The 22418-nt window shown below is 74.2% G+C and carries 17 protein-coding genes, 1 pseudogene and 1 riboswitch; of the genes and pseudogenes, 12 read left to right on the top strand and 6 right to left on the bottom strand.

Translation table 11 applies throughout. From position 1 onward, the window contains the following. Positions 1-127 precede the first annotated feature (127 nt). Positions 128-1255, bottom strand: coding sequence for an alpha/beta hydrolase (locus tag ACFZAX_RS25005; RefSeq protein WP_390964326.1), 1128 nt, complete (start codon positions 1253-1255; stop codon positions 128-130). A 220-nt stretch (positions 1256-1475) separates the two neighbouring features. Further along, complete coding sequence (locus ACFZAX_RS25000; protein WP_390964324.1) at positions 1476-2159, bottom strand: class II aldolase/adducin family protein; 684 nt, start codon at positions 2157-2159, stop codon at positions 1476-1478. 499 nt (positions 2160-2658) lie between these two features. Here ACFZAX_RS25000 and ACFZAX_RS24995 point away from each other — a divergent pair, with 499 nt between their 5' ends. The 7 genes from ACFZAX_RS24995 (at position 2659) to ACFZAX_RS24965 (ending at position 11310) form a co-directional block, all read left to right on the top strand. Next, entirely contained in the window at positions 2659-3948 is a 1290-nt protein-coding gene (locus tag ACFZAX_RS24995) for an inorganic phosphate transporter (protein ID WP_390964322.1), read from the top strand. A gap of 12 nt (positions 3949-3960) precedes the next feature. Then, positions 3961-4191 carry a hypothetical protein gene (locus ACFZAX_RS24990; RefSeq protein WP_390964320.1) on the top strand — a complete coding sequence of 77 codons (231 nt, stop codon included), beginning with the start codon at positions 3961-3963 and terminating at the stop codon, positions 4189-4191. A gap of 159 nt (positions 4192-4350) precedes the next feature. Then, positions 4351-4464, top strand: a riboswitch (cobalamin riboswitch). 133 nt (positions 4465-4597) lie between these two features. Beyond that, positions 4598-5593 carry a cobalamin biosynthesis protein gene (locus ACFZAX_RS24985; protein ID WP_390964318.1) on the top strand — a complete coding sequence of 332 codons (996 nt, stop codon included), beginning with the start codon at positions 4598-4600 and terminating at the stop codon, positions 5591-5593. Beyond that, the gene (locus tag ACFZAX_RS24980; protein ID WP_390964316.1) at positions 5590-7230 is read left to right on the top strand and encodes a cobyric acid synthase; all 1641 of its coding nucleotides are present in this window, start codon (positions 5590-5592) and stop codon (positions 7228-7230) included. The genes ACFZAX_RS24985 and ACFZAX_RS24980 overlap by 4 nt, the downstream gene beginning before the upstream one ends. Next, positions 7227-9326 (top strand): putative cobaltochelatase, encoded by a 2100-nt coding sequence (locus ACFZAX_RS24975; protein ID WP_390964314.1) that lies wholly within the window; start codon positions 7227-7229, stop codon positions 9324-9326. Before ACFZAX_RS24980 ends, ACFZAX_RS24975 begins: the two co-directional genes overlap by 4 nt. Then, a complete protein-coding gene (gene cobO / locus ACFZAX_RS24970) occupies positions 9326-9940 on the top strand; it encodes a cob(I)yrinic acid a,c-diamide adenosyltransferase (protein WP_327175046.1) in 615 nt (204 codons plus the stop codon). Before ACFZAX_RS24975 ends, cobO begins: the two co-directional genes overlap by 1 nt. Then, entirely contained in the window at positions 9937-11310 is a 1374-nt protein-coding gene (locus ACFZAX_RS24965) for a cobyrinate a,c-diamide synthase (protein ID WP_390964312.1), read from the top strand. The genes cobO and ACFZAX_RS24965 overlap by 4 nt, the downstream gene beginning before the upstream one ends. Positions 11311-11390: 80 nt before the next feature. On the opposite strand, the gene ACFZAX_RS24960 is transcribed toward ACFZAX_RS24965, so the two are convergent. Next, positions 11391-12113: a ZIP family metal transporter gene (locus ACFZAX_RS24960; protein WP_390964310.1), complete on the bottom strand. Its 723-nt coding sequence runs from the start codon at positions 12111-12113 to the stop codon at positions 11391-11393. Between the two features lie 175 nt (positions 12114-12288). Here ACFZAX_RS24960 and cobC point away from each other — a divergent pair, with 175 nt between their 5' ends. After that, positions 12289-13863 carry an Rv2231c family pyridoxal phosphate-dependent protein CobC gene (cobC, locus tag ACFZAX_RS24955; protein WP_390964308.1) on the top strand — a complete coding sequence of 525 codons (1575 nt, stop codon included), beginning with the start codon at positions 12289-12291 and terminating at the stop codon, positions 13861-13863. Positions 13864-14001: 138 nt separating this feature from the next. On the opposite strand, the gene ACFZAX_RS24950 is transcribed toward cobC, so the two are convergent. Beyond that, positions 14002-15237: an SCO1860 family LAETG-anchored protein gene (locus ACFZAX_RS24950; RefSeq protein WP_390964306.1), complete on the bottom strand. Its 1236-nt coding sequence runs from the start codon at positions 15235-15237 to the stop codon at positions 14002-14004. 1 nt (position 15238) lies between these two features. Here ACFZAX_RS24950 and ACFZAX_RS24945 point away from each other — a divergent pair, with 1 nt between their 5' ends. Then, positions 15239-17233 carry a PH domain-containing protein gene (locus tag ACFZAX_RS24945; RefSeq protein ID WP_390964304.1) on the top strand — a complete coding sequence of 665 codons (1995 nt, stop codon included), beginning with the start codon at positions 15239-15241 and terminating at the stop codon, positions 17231-17233. Here ACFZAX_RS24945 and ACFZAX_RS24940 read toward each other — a convergent pair. Together ACFZAX_RS24940 and ACFZAX_RS24935 are read right to left on the bottom strand one after the other, a co-directional pair. Beyond that, positions 17221-17482: pseudogene (locus tag ACFZAX_RS24940) on the bottom strand (cupin domain-containing protein); the annotation flags it as partial. The gene ACFZAX_RS24945 and the pseudogene ACFZAX_RS24940 overlap by 13 nt on opposite strands. A 147-nt stretch (positions 17483-17629) precedes the next feature. Continuing rightward, positions 17630-18754: an amidohydrolase family protein gene (locus ACFZAX_RS24935; protein WP_390964302.1), complete on the bottom strand. Its 1125-nt coding sequence runs from the start codon at positions 18752-18754 to the stop codon at positions 17630-17632. A 117-nt stretch (positions 18755-18871) separates the two neighbouring features. Between ACFZAX_RS24935 and ACFZAX_RS24930 the strand changes: the two genes are divergently transcribed. From ACFZAX_RS24930 to ectB, 3 genes are all read left to right on the top strand, one after another. After that, positions 18872-19978, top strand: coding sequence for an aminotransferase class V-fold PLP-dependent enzyme (locus ACFZAX_RS24930; RefSeq protein WP_390964408.1), 1107 nt, complete (start codon positions 18872-18874; stop codon positions 19976-19978). Between the two features lie 530 nt (positions 19979-20508). Next, a complete protein-coding gene (gene ectA / locus ACFZAX_RS24925) occupies positions 20509-20973 on the top strand; it encodes a diaminobutyrate acetyltransferase (RefSeq protein WP_390964407.1) in 465 nt (154 codons plus the stop codon). Between the two features lie 151 nt (positions 20974-21124). Then, positions 21125-22390: a diaminobutyrate--2-oxoglutarate transaminase gene (gene ectB / locus ACFZAX_RS24920; protein WP_390964300.1), complete on the top strand. Its 1266-nt coding sequence runs from the start codon at positions 21125-21127 to the stop codon at positions 22388-22390. Positions 22391-22418: the final 28 nt, after the last annotated feature.

Genomic DNA, 22418 nt, shown 5'->3' with positions numbered 1-22418 from the left:
GGCCGAAAGCCCAAACGGAGGCCGCCCCACCTCATCCGGGCGACCCCGCCGGGCCGTCATCAACCGGGTGGTTTGCCCCCAACTCTCACATCACGGTTCTCATGACGGGGCCGTCGGGTCCGGACGCTCACATCAGGGGCGTGAGAAAGCGGCGGAGGGTTTCCTCGTAGGCGGCGGGGCCCAGGTTCCACATCGACGCGTGGGGGGCGTCGGGCACGGTGTGCAGGGCGACGAGGTCGGGGCGGAGCGCGGCGAGTTCCCGCGAGGGTCCCCAGGGGGCCAGGGTGTCGCCGGGGCCGTGGAAGATCAGCGTCGGCACGCGGAGCACGGTCGGCAGCCTGCCCTGGAGGAGCGGGGTGCCCCGCAGCCCGGTCCTCCCCTGGGCGGCGCGGACGGCGAGCGGCATCAGCGAGGACGGGACGCCCCGGGCGGCGGCGAGGGCGCGCAGGGTGGTCTCCCAGTCCATCACCGGGGAGTCCAGCACCAGGCCGGCGACGCTGTCGCGGAGCGCGGAGTCGACGCAGGCGTGCAGGGCCATGGTGGCGCCGGTGGACCAGCCGAGCAGGACGACCTTCTCGGCGCCGTAGCGGAGGGCGTAGCGGATCGCTGCGTCGAGATCGCGCCACTCCGACGCGCCGAGGTGGTCGAGTCCGTCCGGGGAGCGCGGGGCTCCGGCGTCGTTCCGGTAGGCGAGGGCGAGCACCGGGAGGCGGAGGTCGTTCAGGAAGCCCGTCACGTTCAGGGTGTGCTCGCGCGTGGTGCCGATGCCGTGCAGGGCGATGACCCAGGTGGCCCGGTCGGCCGGGACGTACCAGGCGGGCAGCGCGCCGAGCTCGCCGGGGATCTCCACCTCGTGGTGGACCAGGCCGAGGGCAGTGCCGGGGTCGCCCCGGTGCACCTCGGGGGTGGCGCGGACGCGGGTGCCCGGCTCGAGGGAGCCGTGGGTGACGCGTTCGAGACGGCGGACGACGGTGTCGGCGGAGAGCGCGGGCTCCTCGGTGACAGGGCCCACGACCGCGTGGACGTCACGTCCCGTCAGGCCCCAGAGTCCGGGGCGCAGCGAGGCGAAGGAGCGGGTCAGGATCACCTGCCCGGGCGCCGTCGCGTGCACGGTCAGGCCGCGGTCGGCCGGGAGGGGGCGACCGGCGGGGACCGTGAGAGCGGTACCGCCGGCGTATCTGCCGACGGCGACCGCTGCCGCGCCGGCGCCGAGGATCGTGGAGACGGCCGCTGCCGTCGCTGTTGCCGGGCGCACGGCTTCAGTCTTGGGGCAGGACGGTGGTGGGGGCCAGCGGGATGGGCCGTCCGGTGGGCCCGGCGTGTCGCGGGGCGTGTCGCGGCAGGGCCCGAGCCCGGGGTGTCGTGGGGCGTGTCGCGGCAGGGCCCGAGCCCGGGGTGTCGTGGGGCGTGTCCCGGCGGGGTGCGGCGGGTCTCGTGTGGGGGCACGGGTGCCGCCGGGCGTGCGGTGGCGGGTCTCAGTCGCGGCGGCCGTAGTCCCGGAGCGCCTCGGCGGCCTCGTCGAGCTGGTCCCGGGAGAGCAGGGACGGGGCGCGGCCGGGGACGGAGCTCGCCGCGAGCCACACCCGGCAGAGCCATTCCAGCTGGGCGGTGCGGTCGTACGCCTCGTCCAGGCTCGATCCGTGGGTGACCGTGCCGTGGTTGCGGAGCAGGCAGCCGGTGCGGTCGCGGAGGGCGTCGAGCATGTGCGCGGCCAGCTCGGGAGTGCCGTAACGGGCGTACCCGGCGGTCCGGACCGGTCCGCCGAGCATCGCGGCGGCGTAGTGGACGGCCGGGATCTCGTCGACGAGCGTGGAGACGGCCGTGGCGTGAACGGCGTGCGTGTGGACCACGGCGTGCGCGCCGGTGGTGCGGTAGACGGCGAGGTGGAGCGGGAGCTCGCTGGTGGGGGTGAGAGTGCCGAGGGTGCGGTGACCCGCCAGGTCGACGCCGAGCAGGTCCTCGGGACCCAGCCGGTCATAGGGGATGCCGCTCGGGGTGACCAGCACGGTGTCGCCGACGCGTACCGAGACGTTGCCGGACGTGCCGACGACGAGCCCTTCCGCCGCGGTCCGGCGGGCCGTGCGGACGAGGTCGTCCCAGGCCCGGGAGAGGGCGTCCGGTCGTGCGTCCTGCCGCTTTTCCGCGTACTCCTCAGCCATGGAGGAGATCCTAGGGGGCGCGTCTTCGAGCTGCCGTCGTCCCGCCGGAGGCCGGGCCCGGCGGCGTCCGGGGCGTGCGATCGCACGGCGGAGGGTCGCGCCGGTACTCGATGTGCCGGGCGTTCCCGACAACGCGGCGAGCAAGGCGGCGAGCGTGCGTGCCGGGCGTCGCCCGGCAGACAGCGGGTCGAAGACGCGCCCCGAGGACCGCCGGTACGGCCTTCCTGTGAATCGGGAGCGAACCGGGCGGCCGGCCCGAACGTGACCGGAACGACATTGACCGGCCTGTACGGGCTTGTCCGGCTTCCTCGTGCGGCCGGAAACGCTGGTCGAGGGCAGTTCCCCCACCGGCTCCGAGGCTCGGCCGCCGTCTCGTGCCCGGAAGCGGAGTCTCCGGCCTGACGGCAGGGGCACCACAATGCCCCGCCCAGTTCATCTTCCGTTCACTCAGGTTGCTTACGTTCCACGTGCCAATGACGTCGAACGATTGCCTGGGTAAATGGAACACATCACACTGCTGCTCGCGATCGTCGTCGCGACAGCGCTCGTGTTCGATTTCACGAACGGTTTCCACGACACCGCCAATGCGATGGCCACCACCATCTCGACCGGCGCTCTGAAGCCCAAGACAGCAGTGGCGATGTCCGCCACCCTCAATCTGGTCGGCGCGTTCCTGTCGGTGGAGGTCGCGAAAACGATCTCCGGCGGGATCGTCGACGAGGACGGCCTGAGAACCGAGGTCATCTTCGCGGCGCTCGTCGGCGCCATCCTGTGGAACCTGGTGACCTGGCTGGTCGGCCTGCCATCCAGTTCGTCCCACGCCCTGTTCGGCGGACTCATCGGTGCCGCCGTGATGTCCGCGGGCTGGTCCTCGGTGGACGGCGGCACCGTCGTCACCAAGATCCTGCTGCCCGCCGTCGCCGCTCCGCTGGTGGCCGGTGCGGCCTCGATGCTGGCGACGAAGCTGTCGTACCGCGTCGGCCGGAACGTCACCGACGAGGCGCAGCTGAAGTCGACGGCCAAGGGCTACCGGGCCGGGCAGATCGCTTCGGCCGGTCTCGTCTCGCTCGCCCACGGCACCAACGACGCGCAGAAGACGATGGGCATCATCACCCTGGCGCTGGTCACCGGGGGCGTCCTTTCCCCCGGCTCGAACCCGCCGGTCTGGGTGATCTGCTCGGCCGGTCTGGCCATCGCCTTGGGCACGTACTTCGGCGGCTGGCGCATCATCCGCACCATGGGCAGCGGGCTCACCGACCTCCAGCCGCAGCAGGGCTTCGCCGCGCAGACCAGCGCGGCGACCGTCATCCTGGCCTCCTCGCACCTCGGCTTCTCGCTCTCCACCACGCAGTCGTGCTCCGGCGCGGTGATGGGCGCCGGGCTCGGCCGCAAGGGCGGCACGGTGAAGTGGTCCACCGCGACCCGGATGTTCGTGGCCTGGGGCCTCACGCTCCCGGCGGCGGGTCTGGTCGGCGCGGGTGCCGAGTTCCTGACCAGGCAGGGCACCTGGGGCATCGTCCTGGTGGCCGCGCTGCTCGTCGCGGGCTCCGGCGCCATCTGGCGGCTGTCGCGGCGCGAGCCGGTCGACCACACCGACATCGCCGGGACGGACGAGCCCGGAGCCGTCACCGCCCCGACCCTTGCCGCGATCCCGTCGCAGCTCCCCGGTGTCCCGGCCGCCGGCCTCCCGGTCACCGGTCTCACCGCCACGATCCCGTCCCCCCTCCCCGCCGCGTCCGTACCGGCCGCGGCGACGACCACCGACCCGGCCCGTCCGGCCGCGGTGTAAGGACTCGCCCCCATGAAAATCGACTGGGCAGCTCTCGCCACCGTCTTCGGTGTCAGCCTCGTGGTCACCGTGGCGCTCGTCGGCTTCTTCAGCCTCGGCGTCGTCTCTCTCGCCAGGAAGGCCGGGACCGCGCTGAGCGGCGGCTCCGGATCGTCGACCGCGCCGGCACGCACCGGCGCGTACGCCTGCTTCGCGCTGTGCGCGGCGGCGGTCGCGTACGGCATCTATCTGATCGTCGCCTGACCGCTCCCCCGCAGGACTCGTCGCGCCCCGTCGGGCCGGACACACCGCGTGTGTCCGGCCCGAGGTGTGTCCGGGCACACCTCGGCCCCGCAGGTCAACGGCGAGTTGACGGGCCTTCGCGGTGCGTGGTGGACTGCCGGAGCCATTCACGGCGACAGCAGAGGAAGCCGGTGCGAATCCGGCGCGGTCCCGCCACTGTCACCGGGGAGCGGCGCCCCGCCGTGCGTGTGACGGATGGCCGGGGTGGCCGCCGATCCGGGAGCCAGGACACTCTCGTCGCCGTCTCGTCGAACCAGGGCGCGGACCCTGAGTGAGGACATACGCCATGCCCGGCCGCCGTGCGCCCGTTCCCCTGTCAGCCGTTCCAGCCGGTCCGGGACCGCTCCGACACGCGGCGGGCTGAGCCGTGCGTGCCGACCGCGTCTTCGCGTACGGCGCCACGGCGGGGCTGGTCGCCGACCGGCTGCTGGGCGATCCTCGCCGGGGTCATCCGGTCGCCGGGTTCGGCCGCGCCGCCGCCGCCGTGGAACGGCGCCTGTGGCAGGACCACCGGGGCCGGGGCGCGCTGCACACCCTGGTGTGCGCCGGAGGCGCCGCGGGGGCCGCCGCGCTCGCCGCCCGTGCCGTACGCCGCAGCCCGGTCGTGGCCGTCGCGCTGACCGCCGCCGTCACCTGGTCCGTCGTCGGCGGGACGTCGCTGGGCCGCGAGGCCAGGACCATCGGCGCGGCGCTGGACGCCGGGGACGTCGAGGCGGCCCGGGAGCGGCTGCCTCATCTGTGCGGCCGTGACCCGCAGGCGCTCGACGGTCCGGGGATCGCCCGCGCCGTCGTGGAGTCGGTCGCCGAGAACACCTCGGACGCCGTCGTGGGCGCCCTGGTGTGGGGGGCGTTGGGCGGGGTCCCCGGTCTCGTCGGCTTCCGCGCGGTGAACACCCTGGACGCGATGGTGGGCCACCGCTCGCCGCGCCACCGCCGCTTCGGGTGGGCCTCGGCCCGCCTGGACGACGTGGTGGGCTGGCCCGGCGCCCGGCTCACCGCCGCCCTGGCCGTCGTCGCCGGGGGGCGGCCGGGGCAGGCCGTCCGGGCCTGGCGCGCGGACGCGGGCCGCCATCCGAGCCCGAACGCGGGCCCGGTGGAGGCCGCGTTCGCGGGGGCGCTCGGCGTGCGGCTGGGCGGGACCCTCGCGTACGGCGGACGGGTCGAGCACCGGCCGGTGCTGAACGGCGCCGAGGGGCGGGCGGTGGCCGTGGAGGCGGGCGACATCGAGCGCGCGGTGCGGCTGTCGCGCCGGGTGGGTGTGCTGGCCCTGGCCGTCTGCGTCGCGGGACGGCTGGTGACGGGACGACGGGCTGCGGGGTGGCCGACGGCGACACACGTGATCACGGATCGGGGACGGGCATGAGCGGCAGCGGGAACGCGACGAGAGGTGGCGGGCTGCTCGTCGCCGGGACCACCTCGGACGCGGGCAAGAGCGTGGTCACGGCCGGGATCTGCCGGTGGCTGGTGCGGCAGGGGGTGAAGGTCGCCCCGTTCAAGGCGCAGAACATGTCGCTGAACTCCTTCGTGACCCGGGAGGGCGCCGAGATCGGGCGGGCGCAGGCCATGCAGGCGCAGGCCGCCCGGGTCGAGCCGTCCGCGCTGATGAACCCGGTGCTGCTGAAGCCCGGCGGCGACAGGTCCAGCCAGGTCGTGCTGATGGGCAAGCCGGTGGGCGAGATGAGCGCGCGCGGCTACCACGGGGGCCGCCAGGAGGCCCTGTTCGGGACGGTCGTGGACTGCCTGGAGCAGCTGAGGGGCACGTATGACGCCGTGATCTGCGAGGGGGCGGGCAGTCCGGCCGAGATCAATCTGCGGCGGACCGACATCGTGAACATGGGCGTCGCCCGCGCCGCCCGGTTCCCGGTGCTGGTCGTCGGCGACATCGACCGGGGCGGGGTGTTCGCCTCGTTCTTCGGTACGACGGCGCTGCTGAGCGCCGAGGACCAGGAGCTGGTCGCGGGCTATCTGGTCAACAAGTTCCGCGGTGACGTGTCGTTGCTGGAGCCGGGCCTGGACATGCTGCTGGGGCTGACCGGGCGGCGGACGTACGGGGTACTGCCGTTCACGCACGGTCTCGGCATCGACGAGGAGGACGGCCTGCGGGTGTCGCTGCGCGGGACCGTCCGGGAGTCGGTGGTGGCGCCGCCGCACGGCGAGGACGTGCTGCGGGTCGCGGTGTGCGCGGTGCCGCTGATGTCCAACTTCACCGATGTGGACGCGCTGGCCGCCGAACCCGGCGTGATCGTGCGGTTCGTGGACCGGCCGGAGGAGCTGGCCGACGCGGACCTGGTCGTGGTGCCCGGTACCCGGGGAACCGTGAGGGCGCTGGAGTGGCTGCGCGCCCGGGGGCTCGCGGACGCCCTGGTCCGGCGGGCGGCCGAGGGCCTTCCCGTGCTGGGGATCTGCGGCGGTTTCCAGGTGCTCGGCGAGCGGATCGAGGACGAGGTCGAGTCGCGGGCCGGTGTCGTGGAGGGGCTGGGCCTGCTGCCGGTACGCGTCCGGTTCGCCCGGGAGAAGACCCTGGCCCGGCCGGTCGGTACGGCGCTGGGCGAGCCGGTGGAGGGGTACGAGATCCACCACGGCGTCGCCGACGTGCGGGGCGGCGAACCGTTCCTGGACGGCTGCCGGGTGGGCGGGGTGTGGGGGACGCACTGGCACGGGTCGCTGGAGAGCGACGCGTTCCGGCGGGCCTTCCTGACGGAAGTCGCCCGGGCTGCCGGGCGGCGGTTCACGGCCGCCCCGGACACCGGCTTCGCCGCGCTGCGCGAGGAACAGCTGGATCTGCTGGGCGACCTGATCGAGGAGCACGCGGACACCGACGCCCTGTGGCGGCTGATCGAGCAAGGTGCCCCGGCGGGGCTGCCGTTCGTCGGCCCGGGCGCGCCGGCGCTGCCCGGTGCGGGCGCCGACGTGGGGTCCGTACCGCCTGCCGTGCCGGCGCCCGTAGCGGCACCGGTCACGGGCACGAACGTTTCCGACACCATCCAGGAGGCCCTGTGAGCACGCCGTATCCGTTCACCGCGATCGTCGGTCAGGACGACCTGAGGCTCGGGCTGCTGCTGAACGCGGTGTCCCCGGCGGTCGGCGGGGTGCTCGTGCGCGGCGAGAAGGGCACCGCGAAGTCCACCGCCGTCCGGGCGCTCGCCGCGCTGATGCCCCCGGTCGCGGTGGTGCCGGGCTGCCGGTTCTCCTGCGATCCGGCCTCCCCCGACCCGGCGTGCCCGGACGGCCCGCACGCGGCGGCGCAGGGTGTGTCGCGGCCCGCGCGGACGGTGGAGCTGCCGGTCGGCGCTTCCGAGGACCGGCTGGTCGGGGCGCTCGACATCGAACGGGCGCTCGCCGAGGGCGTGAAGGCCTTCGAGCCGGGCCTGCTGGCCGACGCGCACCGCGGAATCCTCTACGTGGACGAGGTCAACCTCCTCCACGACCACCTGGTGGACCTGCTGCTGGACGCGGCGGCGATGGGTGCTTCGTACGTGGAGCGCGAGGGCGTCTCCGTACGGCACGCGGCGCGGTTCCTGCTGGTCGGCACGATGAACCCGGAAGAGGGCGAGCTGCGGCCGCAGTTGCTGGACCGGTTCGGGCTGACCGTGGAGGTGGCCGCGTCCCGGGACACCGATCTGCGGGTGGAGGTCGTGCGGCGGCGCCTGGCGTACGACGACGATCCGGCGGCCTTCGCGGCGGCGTGGGCCGACGAGGAGAGCGCGCTGCGCGAGCGGATCACCGCGGCGCGCGCCCTGCTCCCCGGGGTCGTGCTCGGCGACGGGGCGCTGCGGCGGATCGCCGCGACCTGCGCGGCCTTCGAGGTCGACGGGATGCGCGCGGACATCGTGATGGCCCGGACGGCGACCGCGCTGGCCGCCTGGGCCGGCCGCGACGAGGTGACCGCCGACGACGTGCGGCAGGCCGCCCTGCTGGCCCTCCCGCACCGGCGGCGCCGCAACCCCTTCGACGCCCCGGGGCTCGACGAGGAGAAGCTCGACGACACGCTCCGGGAGGCCGCCGAGGAGGAAGGCCGCCGGGACGAGGGGCGGCGCGGCGACGATGGCCCCGGTCCGGACCCCGACCCCGATCCGGACCCGGACTCCGGTCCCGAAGGGCCGGACGACGGGGGCGGTCCCGGCGGCGGGGTGCCGCCGCAGGGGGGCGGCCCCGAGGACGGGTCGGCGCCCGCGCCTTCGGCCTCGCCGTCCCCGGAGAGCCAGGGTTCCCCCGAGAGCCAGGGTTCCGCGCAGGGCCCGGGCGCCCCGGCCGGTGGGGAGCAGCGGCCGGTCGCGGCGGCGGAGCCGTTCCGTACGAAGATGCTGAGCGTCCCAGGACTCGGCGAGGGCGCGGCGGGACGCCGGTCCCGGGCGCGTACCGAGCACGGCCGGACGACCGGCGCGCGGCGTCCGGAGGGTGCGCTGACCAAGCTGCACCTGGCCGCGACGGTCCAGGCCGCCGCCCCGCACCAGCGGGCGCGCGGCCGGTCCGGGCGGGGTCTCGTGGTGCGCCGGGACGATCTGCGGCAGGCGACGCGGGAGGGCCGCGAGGGGAACCTCGTGCTCTTCGTGGTGGACGCCTCCGGGTCGATGGCGGCCCGGCAGCGGATGGGCGCGGTGAAGGGCGCGGTGCTGTCGCTGCTGCTCGACGCGTATCAACGGCGCGACAAGGTGGGGCTGGTGACGTTCCGGGGGCGGGACGCCGAGCTGGTGCTGCCGCCGACCTCGTCGGTGGACGCTGCGGCGGCCCGGCTGGAGACCCTGCCGACCGGGGGGCGCACCCCGCTGGCGGCGGGTCTGCTGAAGGCGCACGACGTGCTGCGGGTGGAGCGGATGCGCGACCCCTCGCGGCGTCCGCTGCTCGTGGTGGTGACGGACGGACGGGCGACGGGCGGTCCCGAGCCGGTGGCCCTGGCCGCGCGGGCGGGAAGGCTGCACGCCGCCGAGGGGACCGCGTCCGTCGTGGTGGACTGCGAGTCGGGGATCGTACGCCTCGGGCTCGCCGCACAGCTCGCCCGCGATCTGGGAGGCACCGCCGTCACGCTCGACGACCTGCGGGCCGACTCGATCGCCGGGCTGGTCAAGGATGTCAGAGCAGCCGGGAGGGCCGCGTAATGCCGCAGGGACAGCCGACTTCGGTACCGGACGACGGGCTCACCACCCGTCAGCGCCGCAACCGCCCGCTCCTCCTGGTCCACACCGGGATCGGCAAGGGGAAGTCGACGGCCGCGTTCGGGCTGGCGCTGCGCGCCTGGAACCAGGGGTGGCCGATCGGGGTGTTCCAGTTCGTCAAGTCGGCGAAGTGGAAGGTCGGCGAGGAGAACGCGCTGAAGGTCCTCGGGGCCAGCGGCGAGGGCGGCACGGTCGCCTGGCACAAGATGGGCGAGGGCTGGTCGTGGGTCCAGCGCGGGCCCTCCGGCGAGACGGACAACACGGCGAACGAGGAGAAGGCCCGGGAGGGCTGGGCGCAGGTCAAGCGCGACCTCGCCGCCGAGACGTACAAGCTGTACGTGCTCGACGAGTTCGCCTACCCGCTGCACTGGGGCTGGATCGACACCGAGGACGTGGTGGAGACGCTGCGGAACCGTCCCGGCACCCAGCACGTGGTGATCACCGGCCGCAACGCCCCGCAGGCGCTGCTGGACGCCGCGGACCTGGTGACCGACATGTCGAAGGTGAAGCACCCGATGGACGCGGGTCAGAAGGGCCAGCGAGGCATCGAGTGGTGAGTGTTCCCGACGGCGCCTCGGGCTCCGTGCCGCGGCTGGTGATCGCCGCCCCGGCCTCCGGCAGCGGCAAGACCACCGTGGCCACCGGGCTGATGGCCGCCTTCGCCGCGCGCGGGCTCGCCGTCTCCCCGCACAAGGTGGGCCCCGACTACATCGACCCGGGCTACCACGCGCTGGCCACCGGCCGGCCCGGACGCAACCTCGACGCCTACATGTGCGGGACCGGCCTGATCGCGCCGCTCTTCGCGCACGGGTCGGCGGGGTGCGACCTGGCGGTCGTCGAGGGCGTGATGGGGCTCTTCGACGGGGCCTCTGGCCAGGGCGAGCTGGCGTCGACGGCGCAGGTGGCGAAGTTGCTGCGGGCGCCGGTGGTGCTGGTGGTCGACGCCTCCTCGCAGTCGCGTTCGGTGGCGGCCCTGGTCCACGGTTTCGCGGCCTGGGACCCCGGGGTGCGGATCGGCGGGGTGATCCTGAACAAGGTGGCCTCCGACCGGCACGAGATGCTGCTGCGGGACGCCCTGGAGGAGTCCGGGCTGCCGGTGCTCGGGGTGCTGCGACGGGCCGCGCAGGTGGAGACCCCGTCGCGCCACCTGGGGCTGGTGCCGGTGGCCGAACGACGCACGGACGCCGTGGACGCGGTGGCGGCGATGGGCGAACGCGTGCGGGCCGGCTGCGACATGGACGCGTTGCTGGCACTGGCCCGGACCGCTCCCCCGCTGTCCGTCGGGGCCTGGGAGCCGGAGCGGTACGAGCTCTCCGGGAAGCGGCCGGTGGTGGCCGTGGCGGGCGGGGCCGCGTTCACGTTCGCGTACGCCGAACACACCGAGCTGCTCACGGCCGCGGGCGCCGAGGTCGTCCCCTTCGACCCCCTCCACGACGAGAAGCTCCCGGAGGGCACGGCCGGGCTGGTCGTCGGGGGCGGTTTCCCCGAGGTGTACGCCCCCGAGCTGTCGGCCAACGAACCGCTGCGCCGGGCGGTCACCGCCCTCGCGGAGAACGGGGCGCCGGTGGCGGCGGAGTGCGCGGGGCTGCTCTACCTGGCGCGCGAGCTGGACGGCCGGCCGATGTGCGGGGTGCTGGACGCGAGCGCCCGGATGTCGGGGCGCCTCACGCTCGGTTACCGGGAGGCGGTGGCGATCGCGGACAGCTCGCTCGCCGCGGCCGGGACCCGGGTGCGTGGCCACGAGTTCCACCGGACGGTGCTGGAGCCGGGCTCGGGGCCGGTGCCGGCCTGGGGGATGCACCTGCCGGAACGCCGGGTGGAGGGCTTCGTCCGGGGCGGGGTGCACGCGAGCTATCTGCACACCCACTGGGCTGCGACGCCCGGGACGGCCCGGCGGTTCGTGGAGCGGTGCGGCGAGGTGCGCTGAAGGGTTTTCCGGTGCGGGACCGGGCCGTCCCCGGGTGGTCCGCCGTGCCGCGACGTCGGCCGTGATCCGCCGGACACCGCTCAGTCCGCGATGCCGACGACCAGCCAGATGAAGCCGACTCCGCCGATCGTGCAGAGCACGGTGGAACGGGCCGGATGGTCGTGGTGGGCCTCGGGGAGGATCTCGGCGGCGGCGAGGTAGAGCAGCGCCCCGCTGAAGAAGCCGAGATACGCGCCGAGCAATTCCTCCGGAAGAGTGAACACGAGGGTGGTCGCCGCGCCCACGATCGGGGCGATCGCGTCCGCGAAGAGCATGAAGAACGCCTTGCGGCGATTGTTCCCGTAGAGACTGGTAAGGGTGTAGGTGTTGAATCCGTCGGCGAAGTCGTGGGTGATGACGGCGAGCGCGACGGCCGCCCCCATGCCGGCGCCGACTTGGAAGGCGGCGCCGAGCGCTACCCCGTCCATCAGGCTGTGGCCCACCATCGCGGCTGCCGCCGTCAGACCCACCTGGGGCACGCGTTCCTCGCCCGCCCCGTGTGCCGCCTGGCGCACGGCGAGCAGACGCTCCACCAGATGGGCCAGCAGAAAGCCCCCCACGAACAACAGCAGGGCGGCGGGCACCCCCGCCACGGGCCGCCCCGCCGCGTCGATCGCCTCCGGCAGGAGGTCGAGGCCGACCACGCCGAGCATCAGTCCGCCGGCGAAGCCGAGCACCAGGTGGCGGCGGTCGGTGACGCGTTGCGCGACCCAGCCGCCGGCCAGAGTCATCAGGAACGCGCCGAGCGCGACGAACACCGCCATGGGCCCTTGCTAGCCGATCGGGCCGGTTGCCCGCATCTCCGCCGTCTCCCCGATCTGTGCCGTCTCCCCGATCTCCGCCGTCTCCCCGATCTGTGCCGTCTCCGCCGGAGCGCCGTACGCCCTGCCGGGTGCCCGAGGCCCCCCGGCGGTGGCGGCCCGTACGAAAGGACTGCCCGTGACCGCAAGCGCAGGGGCCCCGGACCACTCTCCCGAACCCGCCGCCGGGGCGGCGCTCGTCGTCGGCGTCGGCGCCCGCCGGGGCGTCCCGGGCGAGGAGGTGTCCGCGCTGATCGAACAGGTGCTGCGGACGGCGGGCCTCGCGGTCTCCGACGTGGTCGAACTGGCCACCGTCGAGGCGAAGACCGCGGAGCCCGGCATCGTCGCGGCGGCGGCGCGGCTCGGGGTGCCGTTGCGCGGCCGGTCGGCGGCGGAGCTGACCCGGGTACCGGTGCCCGGTGCGTCCGAGACGGTCGCCGCGCTCGTCGGTACGGTCTCGGTGGCGGAGGCGGCGGCGCTCTGCGCGGCGGACGAACTGGTCGTCCCGAAGACGAGATCGGCGCGGGCCACCTGCGCGGTGGCCAGGCGGATCGGGCCGCGCGTGGTTCCCCCGGAAGCGGAATCTTCAGCCGCGCCGGTGACGGGAGGCGCCGCGCCCACCACCATGGCAGCCATGACACCCCCCACGCGGTACACCGAGAGCGGCGGCCCCGACCTTCGTCACCACGGCGACGCCGAGGTACGCGGCAGGCACCTGACCGATCTCGCCGTGAATGTCCGGACGAACACCCCGCCGCACTGGCTGCGGGAGCGCATAGCGGCCTCCCTCGGCGGGCTCGCCGCCTACCCCGACGGCCGTGCGGCGCGGGCCGCCGTCGCCGCCCGGCACGGCCTCCCGGCGAACCGGGTGCTGCTCACCGCCGGGGCGGCCGAGGCGTTCGTGCTGATCGCCCGGGCGCTGCCGGCCCGCCGGCCGGTCGTGGTGCACCCGCAGTTCACGGAACCGGAGGCGGCGCTGCGGGCGGCCGGGCACGAGGTGGGGCGGGTCCTCCTGCGGGCGGAGGACGGGTTCCGGCTGGACCCCGCGACGGTGCCGGAGGACGCCGACCTGGTGGTCGTCGGCAACCCGACCAATCCGACGTCCGTGCTGCACCCCGCCGGTGTGCTGGAAGCGCTGGCGAGACCGGGGCGGACCCTGGTGGTCGACGAGGCGTTCATGGACGCCGTGCCCGGGGAGCGCGAGGCGCTCTGCGGGCGTACGGACATCCCCGGCCTCGTCGTGCTGCGCAGCCTCACCAAGACATGGGGGCTGGCGGGGCTGCGGATCGGCTACGTGCTGGCCGACCCCGCGGTGATCGCCCTGCTGGAGGAGGCGCAGCCGCTGTGGCCGGTGTCCTCGCCGGCGCTGGCGGCGGCCGAGGCGTGCATGGAGCCGCGCGCTCTGGCGGAGGCGGCCTGCGCGGCGGACCGGATCGCGGTGGACCGGGCCCATCTGCTCGCGGGCATCGCGGAGTTCGGCGAGATCGAGGTCGTGGCCCCGGCCCAGGGGCCGTTCGTGCTGATCCGCCTGGATGGTGCGGCCGAGCTGCGGGAAGGGCTGCGTTCCCTGGGGTTCGCAGCCCGGCGCGGGGACACCTTCCCGGGGCTCGGGCCGGACTGGCTGCGACTCGCGGTCCGGGACCGGGTGACGACGAACCGCTTCCTCCAGGCGCTGGACCTGGCGCTCCAGGCGTTGCCGGTGGGGGCGGGGTGACCGGAGGGTGAGGCAGGGTCGCCCCGGGCCGTGCCGTGGTCATCCGAGGGCCGGTACCGGCCGGCCGGCCCGCGCGCCCGCCCGAGCGCGCGGACCGGCCGGGGTCGTCGTGCTCCGTCCGGCCGGTCGCGGACCGGGTCAGTCCTGGGCGCGCCTGCGGGCGAGGACGGTCGCCCCGGCGCCGAGCGCCAGGAGCAGGGCCGCGCCCCCGGCGATCAGCGGGGTGCTGGAGCTGCTGCCGGTCTCCGCGAGGTCGTCCCCGGAGACGGTGGCCGGGGTGTCGTCGGCCCCGGTCTGCGTCTTCACGTCGCCACCGGTGGTGCCGCTGCCGGAGGTGCTGTTCGTGGAGCCGGTGTTGCCCGAGGTGTCGCCGGTGGCACCGCTGGTGGCAGTGTCGCCCGTGGAGCCGTCACCGCTCGCGCCGCCGTCCGTGGCGCCGCCGTCCTCGTACCCCCCTTCCGTGGAGCCGGTGTCGCCCGTCGTACCGCTGTCGCCGGTCGTCGCGCCGCCGTCGTCCGTACCGCCGCCGCCGGAGCCGCCGCTGCCCGAACCACCGTCGCTGTGCCCACCGTTGCCCGAGCCGCCGTTGCCCGAACCACCGTGCCCCGAGCCGCCGTTGCCCGAACCGCCGTGCCCCGAGCCGCCGCCGGAGCCGCCGTGGCCGGAGCCCGGCGTGGTGCAGGTCGCCTCCGCGAGGGTCACCTCGCCCTGGACGTCGGCGACGTTGAGCTTGCCCGGGTTGACGGAGATCCGCAGCTGAAGTGCAGCCGCGGCAGCGGTCTTCGAGGTGGTGCCGGTCTTCGACAGGTCGAGGGTCACGTTGCCGACGCCGGGCAGGTCCACCTCGGTCCTGCCGCCCGCGGTGAGCGTGATCCGCTTGCCGAGGACCGTCACGTGCCCGAGGACGTTCGAGGACGCGACCGGCTTCCTGCCGACCTCGCAGACGGCCTTCGAGCTGACCTTCTCGACCTCGATGAGCGAGAGCAGCGGCAGACCGGGGACCTGCACCCGGGCCTTGACGAGGTTGCTGTGCCCCTCCGCGCGGCGTGCGTCGACCGTGGCGCCCGAGGTCGCGACGTCGGCCCGCAGCACCTGGACCGGCCCGTCGGTGACGCCGTCCAGCTTCACGGAGAGCGCGGTCTTCTCGGCGCTCTCCGGGGCGTCGACCTCGTTGAGCGTGGCCTTGAGCGGCACGTCGACGGTCCTGTTGGCGAGCGAGACGTCGAGCGCCGCCCGGAGCACGACCGCACTCGCCCTGCCCTCGTCCGTGCCCGTGGTCGCCGGAACTGCGGCCTGCGCGGGGAACGCGGCGAACAGGGCGACGGGAGCGGCGGCGACCGCCAGGGCTGCGAGACGGAAGGTGTTGCTGTTCAAGATGGTGGAACCCCCACAAGAGACATGGAGCCACCGGCACCGTCCAATGGGGGACATCGCGTGCGCCGGCGGCCTCGACTCCGTGAATCTTTACGCACGAAGAGTGAACAGGCGGATACCTGGCGTCAGTTCACCCCAAAGGGGGGTTTTAGCGTACGTATTCGAATCTTGCGGCACGTACGTTCCTCGGGGTCACCCGTTTCACCGAACGCTGGTGGCGTACAGGGGCCTTGAGGGCACGGATCGAGCAATCTCAACGAGCGGGGCCTCCGATCGTCACTGCCTGTCAACGCGGATGCGCGGCGACGCGGTGTCCTGGTCGCCACCGGGAACACCGCCCACGCCGGGGACGAAGTCGGCAAGGCCGGAACCCGGAACTCTGCCGCGTCCTGGACAAGAGCGCGGATCGAGCCGGTGGCAAGCTGTGCGCATGAGCGATGACCCGCGGCTGACCTACCGTTCCGGATTCGGCAGAGCGTGGTCGCTCGTCGGACTCGGGGGCGCCGCTCCCGTCACGCACGCCGACGCCGACGGAGTGCGCTACCGGACTCCGTCGCGGCGCCGGAGTGTGCCGTGGCCGGACGTGGTGGCCGTGCGCGTCCACCGGGCTCGCGTCAACTCCCGCCACCAGGAATGGCGTCGGGTCAGCCTGCTCCTGCGAGACGGAGGCGTCCGCAACCTGCCCCAGCCCCGGAGCTACCGGACCTGGGACCCCGCATTCGACGCCGGAGTCGAGGAGTTGCGGGCGCTGTGCCGGATGCACGGGGCCCCCGCCGAACCGGACCACCTGCACGTCATCACCACGCGCACCGGAGGGCACCGCCTGTTCGGGCCGATCGCCTGGAGTGCTCCCCTGCTCGTCGTGGCACTGATCGTCGCCCTCTGGGCGGTGCCCCAGGCCCTGTCGGACGCCCGCGCGTGGCCGAGGGCCGTCCCGTGCACCTCCGCGACGCCGGTCGCCGAGCTCGGCGAATGCCTGGCCACGCGTCCCGGGGTGATTTCACGCACCGGCGCAGACCGGTCCAAGAGGCACAACTTCGTGTACATCGAAGCCGGCCGGGACACCGGGCGGATCTACGTGCCCTACGAGACGGCGCGGGCGTACACGCCGGGCGACCGGGTCGAGGTGACCTTCTGGCGGGGCAGGCCGAGGTCCTTCGTCGGCGCGCACGGCTCGTGGCACGAATACCGGGCTCCGGCAGGTCAGTTGCTCGCCCTCGCGGTGGCGCTCGCGCTCGGCGCCTGCTACCCCGTCGCCCTTGCCGTACAGCGGGTGCGCACACGCCGGCTGCCGGACGACGAGGTGCTCCCCTCGGCCCTCCCCTTCGCGGGCGCCCTGGTCGCGACCGCCCTGTGGCTGCTGCCGCTCGTCGTCCTGCACCCCACGGACCCGCTCGGCTCGCCCGTGACGACCGCGTGGGCGGTGGCGGGCACGGCGGCGACGGTGGCGCTGCTCGTCCTGGCCTTCCGCGCCGCCCGCGTCCGGTCTCCCGGCCTCCTCGGGACGGACGGGTCCGTCGATGCGGACGGGGCGGAGGGGGCCGACGGGGAGGAGGTGTTCCTGTCCGCCCGTTTCCTGGAGGCCACGGAGTACAACCCGTACCACTTCGGCACCCATGTGGTGCTGGGCGGGGGCGAGGTGCTCGCGGTGGCGCCGCACTCCGGCCCCGGGCGGTTCGGGGTGAAGCGGGTCCCGGTGGAGCGGCTGACCGTGGTGCGCGTGCGGCGGGTCCGGGGCGAGGACGGGGACGAGGTCTCCGGCGGCTGGCACGTCGCCGAGCTGGACGACGCGGGCACCTCGGTCCGCCTCGCCGCCGCACCCGGCGACCTGGCCCGGATCCTGCGCGCCCTGCGGCACGTACCGGTCCCCGCGGGGACCGGGTCCCGCGCACGCCGGGTGTCCTGCCGTGAGGTCGGGGACGCGGCCGGAGGGCGGCCGGCCCCGATCAACCGCGTCACCGACCTCCGTGGGCAGAACACCTGGCCCTCCCGGTAGAAGAGGAGCAGCGTGCGGCCGGTGAGGGTGGAAGGCGCGTGCCACGACCCGGCCGGGGCGGGCAGGAACGTGCCGGCGGGGTGGTCGCGCGCTCCGTCGTCGAAGGCGCCGGCGACGACGTGGACCTCCGCCGGGCCGGGCTCGTGGACGTCGCGGCGCGGCCAGGAGGTACCCGCATCCATCAAGCACCTCGGCGTGCGCGCCGCCCTGTCCTCTCCACAGGGGACGCAGCCGGATCCCGGGGAACAGACGGAACTGCCGGTCGAGGCGATCGCGGCCCGCGTCGGCCTCGCCTCCGCCGTCAGCCTGCGCCGCCGCTTCCGCTCCGGGACGGGCGCGCCCCCGGGCGCCTACCGGCGGGCGTTCCGGGTCCCGTGAACCGCCGGACACGCCGTGTCAGCCGGCCACCCGGCCGTTCAGCACCACGTGGCGGGGCGCGGCCAGGGCCCGTACGTCGGCGCGCGGGTCCTCCGCGTAGACGACCAGGTCGGCCGGGGCGCCCTCGTCCAGGCCCGGGCGGCCGAGCCAGCGCCTCGCCGCCCACGTGGTCGCGCCGAGCGCTTCCAGGGGCGGGATACCGGCCTTGACCAGCTCGGCGACCTCGGCGGCCACCAGGCCGTGCGGAAGCGATCCGCCGGCGTCCGTACCGACGAACACCGGGATGCCCGCGTCGTACGCCGCGCGCACGGTGTCGTAGCGGCGGGCGTGCAGCCGGCGCAGGTGTGCCGACCAGCGGGGGAACTTGGCCTCTCCGCCGTCCGCCAGGTGCGGGAAGGTGGCGATGTTGACCAGGGTCGGCACGATCGCCACCCCGCGCTCGGCGAAGAGCGGGACGGTGTCCTCGGTGAGCCCCGTCGCGTGCTCGACGCAGTCGATGCCGGCCTCCACCAGATCGCGCAGCGAGTCCTCGGCGAAGCAGTGCGCGGTGACCCGGGCGCCGAGCCGGTGGGCCTCGGCGATCGCGGCCTCCACCTCCCCGCGTGGCCAGCAGGGGGCGAGGTCGCCCGCCTCCCGGTCGATCCAGTCGCCGACCAGCTTCACCCAGCCGTCCCCCCGGCGGGCCTCACGGGCGACGTACGCCACCAGGTCGCCGGGCTCGATCTCGTGGGCGTAGTTGCGGATGTAGCGGCGGGTCCTGGCGATGTGGCGGCCGGCCCTGATGATCTTCGGCAGGTCCTCGCGGTCGTCGGTCCAGTGGGTGTCGGTGGGCGATCCGGCGTCGCGGAGCAGCAGGGCGCCGGCCTCCCGGTCGGTGAGCGCCTGCTTCTCGGTGGTGGCCGCGTCGACGGGGCCGTGCCGGTCGAGGCCGACGTGGCAGTGCGCGTCCACCAGACCGGGCAGTACCCAGCCTTCGACGGTGTCCGCCCCGTCCGCGCCCGGGGGCCGCTCGTAGGTGATCCGGCCGTCCACGGCCCACAGTTCGTCCCGTGCTTCGTCCGGGCCGACGAGCACCCGTCCCCTCACCCGCAGCACGCGCCGGTCCCGGTCGCGGTGGTCGCGCTGGTCGCTGTGATCGCTCATGTGCGGCACTGTACGAGGCGGTCGGTACTCTCAAACCGAGCGCTGTTCGTACACAGGCCCGCATCTGTTCGTACAGAGGCCCGCAGAATGACTGACCGAACCGGAGAGAGCACCGCCGTGACACACCCCTTCCTCGACCTCGCCCCGCTCACCGCCACCCACTTCGCGGCCATCGAGAAGCGGGTGGCCGGCCTCCTCGCCACCGAGCAGGACGTGGTGATCATGCAGGGCGAGGCGCTGCTGCCCCTGGAGGGCTGCATCCGGGGCGCCGCCCGGCCCGGTACGACCGCGCTCAACGTCGTCACCGGCCCGTACGGCCAGACCTTCGGCAACTGGCTGCGCGACTGCGGCGCCGAGGTCGTCGACCTCGCGGTGCCGTTCCACACGGCCGTCACCGCCGAGCAGGTCGCCGCCGCCCTGGCCGAGCACCCGGCGATCGACTTCGTCTCGTTGGTGCACGCCGAGGCCGCGACCGGGAACACCAACCCGGTCGCCGGGATCGGTGAGGTCGTCCGGGCCCACGGTGCCCTCTTCATGCTGGACGCGGTGGCCTCGGTGGGCGCCGAGCCGCTGCTGCCGGACGCCTGGGGCGTGGACCTGTGCGTGATCGGCGCGCAGAAGGCGATGGGCGGCCCGGCCGGCGTCTCGGCCGTCTCGGTGAGCGCGCGCGCCTGGGAGCGGATCGCCGCCAACCCGCAGGCTCCGCGCCACTCCTACCTCTCCCTGCTGGACTGGAAGCAGCGCTGGATCGACGGTGGCCGCAAGGCGCTGCTGCACGCCCCGGCGCAGCTGGAGATGCTGGCGCTGGAGGCGTGCGTGGAACGGATCGAGGCGGAGGGTCTGGAGGCCGTCATGGCCCGTCACTCGGCCGCCGCCGCTGCCACCCGGGCGGGTGCGGTCGCGCTCGGCGGCGGGCTGACGCCGTTCGTCCACGAGGCGCGGGACGCGGCGCCGGTCGCCACGACGCTGCGTGTGCCGGACGGGATGGACGCCTCCGCGCTGGTGGCGCGGGCGCTGCTCGCGGAGCCCTCGCTGCCGCTGATCGCGGGCGGCGGGGCGCTGTCCGGGGAGATGGTCCGGGTCAATCACTACGGGGTGGACGCGACACGCGGAGCGGTCCTCGCCTCCCTCGCGGCACTGGGTTCGGCGCTGGCCGGGGCCGGCCGGCAGGTCGATCTTGAAGCTGCCCGCAAGGCCGTCGGGGAAACCTGGCCGAGCGCGTGAGTCCCCGGGCGCCGCACATTCCGGGCGCCCGCCGGGTGAATTTCCCGGCGAACCGAATGCAATGAATGCGGGGAGCTGCTCACCGATAGTTCCGGTGAGCAGCTCCCCGCATTCTTGTGCCCGAGTTCCTTGTACGTAAACGCGCGGGCCCGGGAGGGGTGCGGAGAAGCGGTAGGGGGGCGCGTCACGGGAGTTAAGGGGCTGTGACGGACTCCACACGGCAGGCGTTATGCCGGATAAATACCCCACGAATCACCGGAAAACGCGCGACCGATCGGTCGGACTCGCACTCGCGTGATAACACGTGGACCTCCACCACCCAACCCTTTCCACCGATGCAATTGCGAAATTTGCTGGGTAAATTCCCTGGCATGAGCGCCGCACCAGCAGACCTTGCCCGTGCCCGAATCGAATCCCGCGACTTCCCTTCCCACGACCTCAGTTCTCAGGACAACCCCGCGCCGTCCGCGCCGTCCGCGCCGAACGCGCCGTCCGCGCCGAGCACGCTCCTCACCGTGGACGCGCCGCGCGTGGAGGACGGGGCCGCGCTGTGGCGGATCGCCCGCGACTCCGAAGTCCTCGATCTCAACTCCTCGTACAGCTACCTGCTCTGGTGCCGCGACTTCGCGGCGACCTCGGCGGTCGCCCGGGACGAGCACGGCGCGCCGGTCGCCTTCGTGACGGGGTACGTACGCCCGGACCGCCCACAGACGCTCGTCGTCTGGCAGGTGGCGGTCGATGGTGCGTACCGGGGCCGGGGACTGGCCGCCGCCCTGCTGGACGCGCTGACCGAGCGGGTCGCCGCCGAGCAGGGGCTGATCGCGGTGGAGACGACCGTCACGCCCGACAACGCCGCCTCGAACCGGCTCTTCACCTCGTACGCGCAGCGCCACGACGTGGGGCTGGAACGCGAGGTGCTCTTCGCCGGCGAGCTGTTCCCCGAGGACTCGCATCTCCCCGAAGTCCTCTACCGCATCGGGCCGTTCGGAAGCTGACGGACGGCCACCGACCCAGCTCAGCGGTGGCCCGGCAGCGCCCCGGCCGGCCGGTCGGCGGCCACGGCGGAACCGCCGCCCCGCCCTTCCGCGACCGCCTGGCCCCTCGCGCCGCCACCCCGCATCCCCCCACAACCCTCAGGAGATCGCCGTGACCATCACCCCGCCCGCCCTGAGCGTCTTCGAGACCCTGGAGTCCGAGGTCCGGAGTTACTGCCGGAGCTGGCCCGCCGTGTTCGACCACGCGCGGGGCGCCCGGCTGACCGACGAGGACGGCCACACCTACCTGGACTTCTTCGCCGGTGCCGGATCACTCAACTACGGCCACAACAACCCTGTCCTGAAAAGGGCGTTGATCGACTACATCGAGCGGGACGGCATCACCCACGGCCTGGACATGGCGACGACCGCGAAGCGCGCCTTCCTGGAGACCTTCCAGAACGTGATCCTGCGTCCGCGCGATCTGCCGTACAAGGTGATGTTTCCGGGCCCGACCGGCACCAACGCGGTCGAGGCCGCACTGAAGCTGGCGCGCAAGGTGAAGGGCCGCGAGTCCGTGGTCTCCTTCACCAACGCCTTCCACGGGATGTCGCTCGGCTCGCTCGCGGTGACCGGCAACGCGTTCAAGCGGGCCGGTGCGGGCATCCCGCTGGTGCACGGCACGCCGATGCCGTTCGACAACTACTTCGACGGCCAGGTCCCCGACTTCCTCTGGTTCGAGCGACTGTTGGAGGACCAGGGCTCCGGCCTGAACAAGCCCGCCGCCGTGATCGTGGAGACCGTCCAGGGCGAGGGCGGAATCAACGTCGCCCGCGCCGAGTGGCTGCGCGCGCTCCAGGAGCTGTGCCACCGGCAGGACATGCTGCTGATCGTCGACGACATCCAGATGGGCTGCGGGCGGACCGGTGCCTTCTTCTCCTTCGAGGAGGCGGGCATCGTCCCGGACATCGTCACCCTGTCGAAGTCCATCAGCGGCTACGGACTGCCCATGTCCCTCTGCCTGTTCACCCCCGAGCTGGACGTCTGGGAGCCCGGCGAGCACAACGGCACCTTCCGCGGCAACAACCCCGCGTTCGTCACCGCCGCCGCCGCACTCGACGCCTACTGGGCGGACGGCCACATGGAGCGGCAGACGAGGGCCCGCGGCGAGCAGGTGGAGCAGACCCTGTTCTCCCTCTGCGCCGAGGAGCCCACCGCCTCCTTCCGGGGCCGGGGCCTCGTGTGGGGTCTGGAGTTCACCGACCCCGCGCGCGCCTCGGCGGTCACCGCGCGCGCCTTCGAGCTCGGGCTGCTGCTGGAGACCTCGGGCCCGCAGAGCGAGGTCGTGAAGTTGCTGCCGCCACTGACCATCACGCCCGAGGAACTGGACGAGGGGCTGCGCACGCTGGCCCGGTCCGTCCGCGAAACGGCCGCCTGACCGGCCCGTTCCACCCCGAACCCCCCGC

Source organism: Streptomyces sp. NPDC008125, assembly GCF_042957125.1.
Lineage (GTDB): Bacteria > Actinomycetota > Actinomycetes > Streptomycetales > Streptomycetaceae > Streptomyces.
The sequence above is the reverse complement of the archived record's forward strand: the minus strand, read 5'-3'. Positions and strand labels throughout refer to the sequence as shown.

Excerpts from the sequence above, each read along its gene's own strand:
- ACFZAX_RS25000 (WP_390964324.1), bottom strand. The coding sequence starts at position 2,159 with ATGGCTGAGGAGTACGCGGAAAAGCGGCAGGACGCACGACCGGACGCC.
- ACFZAX_RS24995 (WP_390964322.1), top strand. The coding sequence starts at position 2,659 with ATGGAACACATCACACTGCTGCTCGCGATCGTCGTCGCGACAGCGCTC.
- ACFZAX_RS24990 (WP_390964320.1), top strand. The coding sequence starts at position 3,961 with ATGAAAATCGACTGGGCAGCTCTCGCCACCGTCTTCGGTGTCAGCCTC.
- ACFZAX_RS24980 (WP_390964316.1), top strand. The coding sequence starts at position 5,590 with ATGAGCGGCAGCGGGAACGCGACGAGAGGTGGCGGGCTGCTCGTCGCC.
- cobO (WP_327175046.1), top strand. The coding sequence starts at position 9,326 with ATGCCGCAGGGACAGCCGACTTCGGTACCGGACGACGGGCTCACCACC.
- ACFZAX_RS24960 (WP_390964310.1), bottom strand. The coding sequence starts at position 12,113 with ATGGCGGTGTTCGTCGCGCTCGGCGCGTTCCTGATGACTCTGGCCGGC.
- ACFZAX_RS24945 (WP_390964304.1), top strand. The coding sequence starts at position 15,239 with ATGGTGGAACCCCCACAAGAGACATGGAGCCACCGGCACCGTCCAATG.
- ACFZAX_RS24935 (WP_390964302.1), bottom strand. The coding sequence starts at position 18,754 with ATGAGCGATCACAGCGACCAGCGCGACCACCGCGACCGGGACCGGCGC.